We start from the raw sequence: 12264 nt of genomic DNA on the forward strand, positions 1-12264 counted from the left end.
TGGAGGAAACTATGGATAAAAAAGACGAAAAGAAAAAGACAGAAGAAATCGTTGGCAAGACATTTGATGATTTATCCGAAGAAGAACTAAAAGAAGTCCAAGGGCAAGGAGACGTTAACCCTCAAACAGTCGGCTCTCTATGGGAATTTTTAACTTCAAAAGGTGAATACAAATGTCGATAATGTAAAAGGGACTTTAAAAATTTCAAGCGGGTAAACCCCACAAATCGCCCGCTTGAGATTTTGAGTAAAAAGAAAGTGGAGGAAGTATCAATGTTTAAAGTGAATAAGAAACAAAGGGAAATTCGCCCGATTAAATTAGGCAAGGCTGCTCTGCTCAATGACGAGGAGATGAAAAGTGCGTACGGTAGCGGAAATAGTCAAATTCGATATATTCCAAATGAATATGTTCAATCAAAATTGTTGCAAGACAAAGCAACGAAATAACAATATTATTTTACAAGGTAGGTGAAAAACATTGAAAAAAGCAGTAAAATTTATCGAGCAAAGCGAGCATAGTGAATGTGGAATCGCCTCAGTTTCTATGTTGCTCAATTATTTTGGTAAAGATGTAAAGCTCAATGCTATTCGAGACTACTATGGCGTTCCAAAAGGGGGGAACACATTGTTTCATCTAAAATCTATTTTAGAAGATTTTGGTGTGTCAGCTGTCGGTGCAAAAATTGACGACCCTGTTCAATTTTTTAAAGAAAATAACGAACCATGTATTCTTTTTTGGGACTACAAACATTACGTGGTATTTGAGAGGTTTACAGGGAAAAAATTTGTCGTAGTAGACCCAGCGTTAGGAAGAAAAAGCTATACCATTCAGGAATTTGAACAGCATTTTTCCAAGTTCGCCTTATTTGTGCAAGGAGTAGATGAAAATGCACAAAGTAAAATCGTTTCAGAGAAAAGTGAAAATATTATCTGGAAAATTTTACTCAGCGAAAAGAAATTAGTGTTCTTTCTGATTGCACTTACGATTGTTGTTCAGTTATTTGGACTGAGTATTCCTGTGATTACACAGCGTGCAGTAGACAATCACTTACTTATTGCTAGAGATTTCAATCAAATGTCTATACTAATAGCAGTCGGGTTTATTTTCCTTAGCTACTATGCCATGCAAGTTTCGAGAAATTTGATTATCTCAAAATTTCAATATTACTTTGACAAACATTTGATGACGAAGTTCATGAACAAAATTCTTTCCTTACCTTTAAACTTTTTCGTCAATCGTTCGACAGGAGATTTGATTTTCCGAGCGAATTTGACTTCATACATTCAGCAAATTTTAAGTAGTCAATTGATTACCACTGCCATTGACATTTTATTTGTAATCGCCTACTTTTCTTTGATGTTAAGTTATTCTGTTCAACTAACGATGATTAGCCTATCAGCTATTGGCATTATTCTTGTTGCCTCTTTGGTCAATGCCAAAAGCTACCAAGCAATTACTGACAAGGAATTAAGCCTTTATTCAAGAGTTCACAGAACACTCGTTGAACTATTTGAGGGAATGGAAACGGTGAAATCTGTTGGTGCAGAAGAACAATTTTATGAAAACTGGGAAACTGATTTTCATAAACAATTACTGACACAACGACAAAAAAGTTTCATCTCAGGCTGGATTGGCAATATTTCAACCAGTATGCAGTTTGTTTTGCCACTTTTGATTACAGGTTTGGGGCTGTTTGGTGTCAGTCAAGGAACATTCACCATTGGCGAATTAATCAGCTTTAATTCGATTGCTCTTTCTTTCGTTGTGCCAATTATCACGCTTATGAACTCTTACACTCAATTATTAGTTTTGCGTTCTTACTTTGGCAAACTATCCGAAATTTTGGAACAAAAAACCATTACTCAAGAAGAAAATGCTATTGAATTGGATAGCTATGAGTCATTAGAATTGCGTAATGTGCAATTTCGCTTTAGTAAATTCGAAGAACCTATTTTAAAAGACATTCATTTAAAAATTGACAAGCATGAAAAAGTCGCAATCGTAGGTCCGAGCGGTTCTGGGAAAAGCACTTTGCTAAAAGTTATTTCTGGTTTGTATCAGGCAACGAGTGGAGAAGTTTATTTTAATGATATTGAGCTTTCTTCCATTCGTCAAAAAAGTATTCGCAAGCTCGTGAGTGTGGTCAATCAAAATCCTTCGATTTTCAACTTGAGTTTGAAAGAAAACATTTTGATGAATAGTGCAAATATTGACGAATCCTTACTTGCAAAAGCGATTGAAGACGCTAGAGTAGATGAAATTACCAAAATGTTGCCAATGGGAACGGAAACATTGATTTCAGAGGGCGGAATGAATTTGTCTGGCGGACAAATGCAGAGAATTGCAATCGCTAGAGCGTTAGTGAAACAGCCAAAACTCATGCTAATGGACGAGCCGACAAGTGCGTTAGACAATATTTCTGAAAATTACATTATGAATCGCCTGAAAGACTATGATTGTCCGTGCGTGATTGTTTCTCACCGTTTGAATACGATTCAGCATTTTGACCGCATTATCGTGATGAATCAAGGAAGAATCGTTGAGGACGGTACACATGAAGAATTAATGGCAAGAAAAGGATTATACAGCTATATTTATTCAGGCAATCTTCAATTAGATGAATTAGAGGAAGTGTCCTATGCAGTTTAGTCAGAAAATACAAAGTTTCTTATTTTTTATCTTTTTGATATTTTTTCTACCGGTTGTCACGTTTTCCGAGGAACATTCGCAAACAATTGATCTTTTAGTCGAGAACGCTCAAGAAATCTCCAAGGTGAAAACGCAAGTGGAGAAAAAGTACGGAAATGTAGCATTTGAAGAGATAACAGAAATTGGTTTGCTAAGAGTAAAAGGGGTAAGCGAGATTGAGCAAGAAGAAATCTCTCAAATAGAAGAAATTTCTTTGACAGGTTTCCTGCCGAAAATCAACGTAGAGAATACGACGGTTGCACCTTGGAAAGTGAGCCGAACCTCTTTTCAGATGAAAACAGAAACAGTAGAGAGAACAAATGAAAAAGAATTATTTGACAAAATGGCGTGGTACAAAGAGAAAATTACAGAAAATGGTAAATCTCTCAATTTGTCAAAAGGAAAAAATATTCGAGTGGGCTTGATAGATAGCGGTGTTGATTTTACGCACCCTTTTCTTTCGCCAATGGTAGATTTGTCTCTTGCAAAATCATTTGTCGAGGGCGACTCTTCTCTTGTAGATGAAAACGGGCATGGAACAATGGTTGCGGGCATTTTTTCACAAATTTCACCAGAGATAAAACTTACACCGTACAAAGTCATCTCGAAAACAGACGGCGAATCTTTCTGGACGTTAGAGGCGATGATTCAAGCGGTCAACGACAAACAAGAAATCTTAAATATGAGCTTAGGTTCTTACAAATATGAGAATAAAGAAGATGAAAAGTTGACAATAGAGGCATTTGAGCGAGCGGTTCAATATGCGAAAAAGCACAATGTCTTGATCGTCTCCTCGTCAGGTAACAAAGGATTTGATTTAGATGAAAGGTATCAAAACACGAAATTGCGACATTTGCCGAGTAGTATAAAAGGTGTGATTGCTGTGAGTGCGACAACTCGAGAAGACACGCTTGCCTCATATAGTAATTTTGGCTCGAATGTTATTTTTACTGCGTCAGGTGGAGATTATCGTTTTGTTGACGGCTTGCTTGATGCGAGTGCGTTAATTTATACGACTTATCCATTAGATAGAGACAATCAGCTAGGTGCATTTGGTTTGCCACAAGGCTATATGTTGACAATTGGAACAAGTATTTCTGCACCATGTGTTACCGCTGCGATTGCAGATTTTTTGGCGTATTATCATCTAATGACGGGAGAAGTAGCGAGTGAGCAGATTGTACGGCAAATGTTAAGTGAGCATAGTTTGGATTTGGGAGAGAGCGGGAAGGATAAATTTTTTGGCAACGGTTTGCCACAGCTTGCGAAAACTTTATCAAAAATACCAGACAAAGTCGCACCAACTGGTATTTTTACCTCGAAAACCATTGAATATCCAGAACAATTATTGCCAGAAGAAGTGGTAGAAGATGTGCGAGATAATTTTTCAAAAAACGTTAAAATAAAATTTAAAGAACCTGTCGATTTTCGACAACTCGGGCAGAAGAAAGTAGTCGTACTGCTAGAAGATGAGGCGGGAAATATTGCAGAATTAGAAGGAAATATTGTCATACAAGACCTGACTTCGCCGACTGTAAAATTAAAAAAGAAAAGCATTTTTGAAAATGAAACAATAGAGGCAAGAGATTTTATTGAACAACTAACGGATAATTATGATACTCCTGAAACAATAGAGGTTCGATTTGGCAAAAAAATAGACACGAGTAAAGCAGGAGTTTATAAACTCCCGATTATTGTAGAAGATACGTCAAATAATCGCACAGAAGTAACAGCGAATTTGGAAGTGAAAAAATCAGTTTCACCTGCCACACTTCCAAGTACAGAAACACCCAAAGGGGCAATTCAAACGACAAGTAAAACAACTGTCCGCCAAGAGAGTAGCACGAAAAAACAAAAACTACCGAATACTTCTGAAACGACTCATTGGGAATATATCCTAGTTGGGCTGTTTATCTTGTCTTTTTATCTCTTTCCGTTTTATAGAAAAGGGAGGAAATTTATTGGGGAGTTTTTGTATTTTATGGGTATTTCTAAAAACTCCGATTAAGCCAAAACTAGCAATTTTGGTTTAATCGGAGTTTTAGAGGTATCCTGAATCAATAATGGATAAACGTGTGAAAAATCGAACTTTCTCATGAGAGGATATTATACTTATAAAAACCCCCGAATGAAATTTATACGGGGGTTTTGGTGTTTAGCAAAAAGTGAAGAAAGTTGGCTGTTGTTCGCAATACCGCTCGAAACGAAGTGTAGCAGCAAGTAAACGGCACGGTTCACTGTTGCAAACTCCTTAACGTTCCTCTCCGCTTTTCTTATTGCCTAGCTATGAGTGGCAGGAGTTTGGTCGCTGTTCGCAATGCTACTTGAAACTTTGTTTCAAGCAAGTAAATAGCATGGCTCACTGCGACAAACTCCTTACCGCCCCTCATAGCTTTTCTTGTTACATCAATTTAAAGCGGTTCAAGGGCCAGAATGCTAGTTTTGCTTCGCCTTTTAGTTGTTTTTTTTCAATTGGGCCAACAGCGGGGTCACGTGAATCTTTTGAAACGAGTCTGTCGTCACCCATTAAGAAATAATGCCCTTCTGGTACTTTTACTTCGAAAGTAGCGTCTCCCTCGGAGTTCATTGTAAACGCACTTGCCTCTTTTGCAAGTTCTTGGAAATAAGCATTGAAATTATACTCGTCAAAGAGTTTTGTTTTTTTCCAGAGTGCTTTATATTTATCCAAATATGGCTCGTCTGTTTTCTTTCCGTTAATGTAGAGTTGATCGTTATCAAATTTGATCGTGTCACCGGGCATACCGATTACACGCTTGATAATGTTTTTCTTAGGTTCATTTGGTTCGCCTGAAACAACAATGTCAAAACGCTCGATTTTTGCTGTTTTCACCATAATCATGCGTTCACCGTCTTGAAGTGTCGGGTCCATAGAATGACCGTCGACCAAAATTGGTGAAAAGACAAACAAACGTAATGCTAAAAGCACGAGTGCAAAGACAATTACTTCCCACCAATTTTTTAAAAATTTGATCATATAAAATTCACTTCCCATTTTTTAATTTAATCAGTCTTAGTATATCATATATATTGGAATTTCTGGTATAATAAAGATTAGATTAAAATAGAATTTTAAAGTTTGAGGAACAAAATGGTAGAGAAAACAAGATATAAGACAGAGATTGCAGGGAATACTTATACGATTATTGGCAATGAAACCAAAACGCATATGGATATGGTTTCCCAGTTGGTCAATGAACAAATGAAAGAGATTAAGGAACTCGCTAAGGGGACGACAAATGAGCAGGCAGCTATTTTGACGGCATTGAATGCAATGAGTGACCAGTTGAAAAAGCAAGAACAGTTGTTAAGTTTGAAAAAAGAGTTAGAAGAAATTCGTCCGTTGGCAAATCGCACACGTGAGCTTGAGGAGAAATTTAGTCGTATTGAGGAAATGGAAAATCAGGCGAAACAATCTTTAAAAGACGGTGAGAGCAGAAGTGAAACACCGACACACGTTGAGGCTCAGCAAATTTTGAATGAAACAGCCAAACGCAAAATTTTAAAGGCACAGCCAAATCAAGAAACGCAGCAGAGTAGTTTGGATTTGTGAGATACCTTATAAGGAGATGCGATACATAGGTATTGCGAGAATGTTATGTTGACAATTATTTTATTACTGATACTCGCTTATGCCTATTATACAGGGTATCAGCGAGGGTTTGCTTTGCAATTGGTATATTCGATTGGGTATATAATTTGTTATTTTATTGCCAAGAGAAACTATGAAAAACTAGGGGCAGCATTGGAATTGTGGATTCCGTTTCCGAGTGCAACACAAGAGACGAAAATGTTTTTTTTCGATGAAAAAACAATGCTGGAGCTAGATAAGGCGTTTTACGCAGGATTTGCTTTTTTGGTTATTTATTTTCTGGGTTATTTAGCGGTTCGTTTGATTGCTTTATTTGCACACAAATTGATAATGCTCGAGGTTTTTGGAAAAAAAAATCGAGTGTTAGGTGGTGTTGCGGGCGTTTTTGCCGTTTATATTGGGCTATTTTTGATTTTATCCCTAGCGAGCATGGTTCCAAACAATACTTTGCAGAGAATTTTAGGCGGCGATATTCTCGCCAGAGCTATGATTGTCTACACACCGATATTTTCAAATGATGTGCATAGTATGTGGATAACAGATATAATCGGAAAAATCTAGCGGGCAAACGATACTTCACACTCGTTTAGAAGTATCGTTTTTTAGTTATAACATGAAATTCGGAGGAATTATGAACAATAAAATAGAAAAAATATTAGAATTTGGAAAAATAAAAGCACAGCTCGCAAGCTATGCCGTTACGAAACAAGGAATTGATCGCATAGAAAAAATGAAAGTGTTAACGAAGCGAGAAAAAGTTCAAATACAACTTGAAGAAACAGAAGACGGCATGAAACTTTTACGCACGACAGGCGGTATTCCTGTTGCTGTGATTGAAAATATTCAGCCACACATTAAACGGTTGGAAATTGGGGCAAATTTAAACGGTGTAGAACTTGCACAAATTGCGAAAATGTTGCGTGTTTCAACAGAAATCGCTCGTTTTTTTGAGGAACAAAAAGAAAAAGAAGTTGAGCTGTTTCATTTGTATGATTGGGCGGAAAAACTTGTGTATCACCCAGAAATCAATCGTACGCTACGTCAGTCAGTAGATGAAGACGGTCGTATTTTGGATGAGGCGAGCGTTGAATTAACACAAATTAGAAGGCAAATTTTGCGTACTGAAGGTGAAATTAGGACAACGCTTGGTGAGTTAATCCGTGGAAAAAATGCAAAGTATTTGAGCGATACGATTATTACTCAGCGAAGTGATCGTTATGTTATTCCTGTAAAGCAAGAGTATAAAAATGTCTTTGGTGGCGTGGTGCATGATTCTTCTGCAAGCGGACAAACGGTATTTGTCGAGCCTAGAGCAGTGCTAGATTTGAACAATCGACTTCGCCAAGCACAACTTGCACAAAGGCAAGAAATTGAGCGGATTTTAGCGGAGTTGTCTGCATTGTTAGCCCCGCATACTAGAGAATTATCGAACAATTCATATGTCGTCTCCCACATGGATATAATTGAGGCGAAAGCCCGTCTTGCCAAGGAAATGAAGGCAATTGTACCGAAGATAAACGAAGAAAATCACGTGTCTCTTTTTTCCGCTCGTCACCCTTTGATTGACAAAAAACAAGTGGTGGCAAATGATTTGCTCTTGGGCAAAGATTTTCAAGCAATGGTTATCACGGGTCCCAACACAGGTGGGAAAACTATTACCATGAAATCCCTCGGCTTATTGCAACTTATGGCTCAAGCAGGACTTGCGATTCCTGTTGCTGAAGAAAGTGAAATTGGTATATTTACTGAGATTTTTGCCGATATTGGCGATGAGCAATCAATTGAGCAAAGTTTGTCTACTTTTTCTAGTCATATGACGAATATTGTTGATATTTTGCGGAAAATGGATAAGAACAGCCTTATTTTATTTGACGAATTAGGGGCAGGGACGGATCCTCAAGAAGGAAGTGCTTTAGCGATTGCCATTCTTGATAAAGTGCAAGCCGTTGGTGCCTATGTAGTAGCCTCAACGCATTATCCAGAGTTGAAAGTATATGGTTACAACCGCATAGGTGTGATCAATGCCTCAATGGAATTTGACGTAGAAAGCCTCAAACCAACGTACCGTCTTTTGATTGGTGTACCGGGAAGAAGTAATGCGTTTGATATTTCCGCTCGCCTCGGGTTGTCTGGCGAAATTATTCAGTCGGCGAAAGATTTGGTAGATGAAGAAAGTCAGAATATCAATGAGATGATTCACGACCTTGAAAGTCGCAGGAAAATGGCTGAACAAGAGTTTTTTGAGGCACGTGCAAATGTCGAAGAAGCGGGGGGACTCCTTGCCGAATTAAAAGAAATGTATCACCTCTTCGTAGAAGAACGAGAGCGTGAACTTGAAAAAGCGAGAAAACAAGCGAATAGTTTGCTTGAAAATTCACGTGATGAGGCAGAGAAAATCATTTCTGATTTGCGTGAAAAACAAAAGTCCATTGGCAAAGTGCAAATTAAAGAGCATGAGCTAATTGAGGCAAAAGGTGCGATTGACCGATTGCAACACGAGGAAGTTTTGGCGAAGAATAAAGTGTTGAAACGTGCGAAAAAGGCGAAGAAGTTGCAGTCAGGGGACGAAGTTTTAGTCGAGAGTTATGGGCAAAGAGGCAATCTTATTCGTCAAAATAAGGACGGCAGCTGGCAAGTGCAGGTAGGAATTTTGAAAATGAACATCTCAGAGAATGAAATGACCCCTGTTGCCAAGGAAAAACAAGAGACAACCACATTTACCAAGGTAAGAAGTGATGTTGGAACAGCAAGAAAGAGTGTTTCTTCACAACTTGATTTACGTGGAGAACGCTATGAAAATGCACTGGTCGAGCTAGATAGCTATTTAGATTCTGCCATTTTAGCAGGCTATCCGCAAGTGACTATTATTCATGGAAAAGGAACAGGTGCTTTGCGTGAAGGGGTTTGGAGTGCGTTGAAGAACCACCGTAGCGTGAAAAAATTTGAATACGCTCCAGCAAGTTCAGGCGGAAATGGTGCTACAATTGTAGAATTTAAATAAGGGAACTCTAAAAACTTATGCTTGCCCAAAACTATCAGTTTTGCCTTAACTGGAGTTTTTAGAGGTGTCCGATAGAGGAAAACGGAAACTTCTGAGCAAATTTCTTTCTTCTCTTACTTTTCCTTAGTAGAATAGAGGTACCCTAAAAATATATTTGCTCAAGGTTGTTTAGGAGTTTGTTGCAATGTCAAAACTCCTAGACCTTATGCTAGACAAAGGAGAGAAACAAAATGGCAAGAGAAATTACAGATGCAGAATTTGCAAAAGAAACAGACAAAGGATTGGTATTGATTGATTTTTGGGCAACATGGTGTGGTCCATGTTTAATGCAAGCACCAATCCTTGACCAACTTTCAGAGGAATTTGACGAAGAAGAGTTAAAAATTGTCAAAATGGACGTTGACGAAAACCAAGAAACGCCACAAGCATTTGGTGTTATGAGTATTCCAACACTTGTCTTGAAAAAAGACGGCGAAGTGGTAGAACGTGTAACAGGCGTTCATACAAAAGAGCAGTTGAAAGAATTGGTAGCTAAACATAGCTAAGATAAAAAACACCTCGATTTTTTAAGTTCGAGGTGTTTTTTAGTATTTAAGGCAAAACAGCATTCTTTTTCTTTTCAATTTGCCCATGATAAAAGCTAAGCCAAGTTTTTAGAAGTGCTTCTTCAGAGTATTCTTGAGAAATTTCTTTTGAGCGTTCCTTCCAAAAGCCGAGTTTTTCTGGATTATTTGCATAGATATTTAACTGACTTTGCATTTCCAAAATGTCTTGTGCGGGAATGTATTTTCCCATTAAAATGTTGTGATATAGCTCTAAATCACGTAACATAATAGGTGCTCCGCACGAGGCAGCCTCTAAAATTGACATAGGAAACAATTCGTTGTAGCTAGGAAGTAGAAAAATATCACAAGCGTTGTAGTATTTCATCATTTCTTCACGAGTGATAATGCCTGTAAAAATAAGGTTTTCAGGCGGGTTGTCAAGCACTCGTTGATACTCTTCGTAGCCAGAAGTGATTTTCCCAAATGAAAATCCGCCAGCCCAGACAAATTGAATGTTTGGATTGTCCTTTGCTAACTGAATAAAGTCATCTAATCCTTTTCGTTTTTGAATTTGCCCAGCTCCCATTATGGTAAAACGATTTTCGGGCAGTGATTTTTCTTTGCGGAAATTGAGTTTTTCTTCACTAGAAAGCTCATACCACGTTTCTTTTGCTACAAAATTTGGGATATAGCTAATCTTTTCCCTAGGAATACCTAGTCTTACCAAACGGTCGATAAAATCAGGGTTAACCACGATAAGATGATTCATTCGTTTGTAAAAAGAAACCACGTATTTTTGAAAAATCCTTTGAAAAAGAATAGGCAATTCAATCGAACCGTCTAATGTATCTGGTATGAAATGCACATAGCCGATTTGTTTGCCTGTTAATTTCTTAAAAAAAGTTGATAAATAGTGAAGAAAATCAACCGTATGATAATGCGTAATATCCGCTCTTGTTATTTTATTTGTTGTAATTTCTAGTTCATTACTAGCACCATTTGTCAATAAGCGTATCAACTCAAGATACGCAGAGCCAACACCTTGCCCTGCAATTTTTTCAGCACTAGAAAGCATATTTATTTTAATCATTTGCATCCTCTTTGTTATACATTTTTGTTCTACTTATTATAGCACAGGTGAAATGTGTTGTGATAAGTGAAATGATTTCTTAACAATGATATAATTATTAGAGGTTCCCTTAGAGGTACACTTAATATTTTACGAGGAGGAGAGAAGATGAAAGTTTTACTTTATTTTGAAGGAAGAAATTGGCTTACGAAATCGGGTTTGTCTCGAGCACACGATAATCAAAAACGTGCATTAGAGATGGCGAACATTGAAGTGACAACGGATATTCGTCAGAAAGATTATGATATTTTACTGATTAATACTTATGGAACAGGAACGCAGAAGTTGATTACTCGTGCGAGAAAAGCGAACAAAAAAGTAGTAATTTTTGTTCATTCTACCGAGGAAGATTTTAGAGAAACTTTCACAGGTTCCAATTTGGCAGCACCTCTTTACAAAAAATATTTGATAAAATTATATGCTCAAGCTGATTTGTTGATAGCTCCAACCCAGCACGCAAAGGAAATTTTGCATGGCTACGGATTGCGAGTGCCAATAACGATTCTTTCAAATGGTGTGAATTTACCACAGTATCAGCCAAATAGCTTGAAAGAAGAAGCTTTTCGTCAAATTTTTTCTATTAAACGGAATGAAAAAGTAATTATTTCAGTAGGTTTTTATTTTGATAGAAAAGGCGTACATGATTTCATTGAGATAGCCAAACAAATGCCACAGTATCGCTTTATTTGGATTGGAAAACAAGCGAATATTTACACACCAAAACATATCAAAAAAATGGTCAAAAATTCTCCGAGTAATGTGGAATTTCCCGGTTATATTAAGGGGGATATTTTAGAAGGAGCATTTTCCGGTGCGGATTGTTTTTTCTTTCCTTCATACGAAGAAACCGAGGGAATCGTTGTTTTAGAGGCACTTGCGAGCAGGCAAAAAATTCTTGTGCGAGACATTCCAGCCTATCATAAATGGTTGACAGATGAAAAAAATTGCCTAAAAGGAAAAAATAACGCTGATTTTCAGAAAAAAATAGAGTATCTGGTCAATCATCCATGCAAAGAAATGAAAGAAGCAGCTTATCAAGTAGCTAGAGAGAGAAGTATTCCAGCAATTTCAGAGAGTTTTGCAGCAGTTTTTAAGAATCTTTTGCGAGGATAAGGAGTGTCCATTTTTGAAGTGAGCTTGCTTTAAAAATGGCACTTCTACTTTTTTAGATTTTTTTAGAAAAATTTCTTCAAGATAATTGACAGTCAAAAAGAAATAGGCTATACTAATAAAGTTGAGAAAAGCAGAAGTACCCACTTCTCGCCTAGGAGATAAGGTTTCCGGGCAGATA

General features: G+C 37.4%; 11 protein-coding genes and 1 other annotated feature (1 of these 12 running past the window's edge). Of the genes, 9 read left to right on the top strand and 2 right to left on the bottom strand.

Annotated elements, in window-relative coordinates; all coding sequences use genetic code 11:
* Positions 1-11: 11 nt before the first annotated feature.
* The 4 genes from B5D30_RS01240 to B5D30_RS01250 all read left to right on the top strand — a co-directional run bounded on the left by B5D30_RS01240 (position 12) and on the right by B5D30_RS01250 (position 4696).
* Positions 12-182 (top strand): lichenicidin A2 family type 2 lantibiotic, encoded by a 171-nt coding sequence (locus B5D30_RS01240; protein WP_078806213.1) that lies wholly within the window; start codon positions 12-14, stop codon positions 180-182.
* Between the two features lie 90 nt (positions 183-272).
* Positions 273-446, top strand: coding sequence for a hypothetical protein (locus tag B5D30_RS13385; protein WP_159443160.1), 174 nt, complete (start codon positions 273-275; stop codon positions 444-446).
* Positions 447-477: 31 nt separating this feature from the next.
* Entirely contained in the window at positions 478-2649 is a 2172-nt protein-coding gene (locus B5D30_RS01245; RefSeq protein WP_078806214.1) for a peptidase domain-containing ABC transporter, read from the top strand.
* Complete coding sequence (locus B5D30_RS01250; protein WP_078806215.1) at positions 2639-4696, top strand: S8 family serine peptidase; 2058 nt, start codon at positions 2639-2641, stop codon at positions 4694-4696. Before B5D30_RS01245 ends, B5D30_RS01250 begins: the two co-directional genes overlap by 11 nt.
* Before the next feature lie 393 nt (positions 4697-5089).
* Here the strand turns inward: B5D30_RS01250 and lepB are convergent, their stop codons facing one another.
* A complete protein-coding gene (gene lepB / locus B5D30_RS01255; RefSeq protein ID WP_078806216.1) occupies positions 5090-5683 on the bottom strand; it encodes a signal peptidase I in 594 nt (197 codons plus the stop codon).
* A gap of 114 nt (positions 5684-5797) precedes the next feature.
* Here lepB and zapA point away from each other — a divergent pair, with 114 nt between their 5' ends.
* The 4 genes from zapA (at position 5798) to trxA (ending at position 9844) form a co-directional block, all read left to right on the top strand.
* Positions 5798-6259, top strand: coding sequence for a cell division protein ZapA (gene zapA, locus B5D30_RS01260; protein ID WP_078806217.1), 462 nt, complete (start codon positions 5798-5800; stop codon positions 6257-6259).
* A gap of 45 nt (positions 6260-6304) precedes the next feature.
* A complete protein-coding gene (locus tag B5D30_RS01265) occupies positions 6305-6859 on the top strand; it encodes a CvpA family protein (protein ID WP_078806218.1) in 555 nt (184 codons plus the stop codon).
* Positions 6860-6929: 70 nt separating this feature from the next.
* Positions 6930-9299, top strand: coding sequence for an endonuclease MutS2 (locus B5D30_RS01270; RefSeq protein ID WP_078806219.1), 2370 nt, complete (start codon positions 6930-6932; stop codon positions 9297-9299).
* Positions 9300-9529: 230 nt separating this feature from the next.
* Positions 9530-9844: a thioredoxin gene (gene trxA, locus B5D30_RS01275; protein ID WP_078806220.1), complete on the top strand. Its 315-nt coding sequence runs from the start codon at positions 9530-9532 to the stop codon at positions 9842-9844.
* 46 nt (positions 9845-9890) lie between these two features.
* On the opposite strand, the gene B5D30_RS01280 is transcribed toward trxA, so the two are convergent.
* Positions 9891-10934 carry a glycosyltransferase family 4 protein gene (locus tag B5D30_RS01280; RefSeq protein ID WP_078806221.1) on the bottom strand — a complete coding sequence of 348 codons (1044 nt, stop codon included), beginning with the start codon at positions 10932-10934 and terminating at the stop codon, positions 9891-9893.
* Positions 10935-11081: 147 nt separating this feature from the next.
* Here B5D30_RS01280 and B5D30_RS01285 point away from each other — a divergent pair, with 147 nt between their 5' ends.
* A complete protein-coding gene (locus tag B5D30_RS01285; RefSeq protein WP_078806222.1) occupies positions 11082-12086 on the top strand; it encodes a glycosyltransferase family 4 protein in 1005 nt (334 codons plus the stop codon).
* A 122-nt stretch (positions 12087-12208) separates the two neighbouring features.
* Positions 12209-12264, top strand: a sequence feature (ribosomal protein L20 leader region); it runs 62 nt beyond the window's last position.

It is taken from the genome of Pilibacter termitis, assembly GCF_900167335.1.
In the GTDB taxonomy this organism is placed as follows: Bacteria; Bacillota; Bacilli; order Lactobacillales; family Streptococcaceae; genus Pilibacter; species Pilibacter termitis.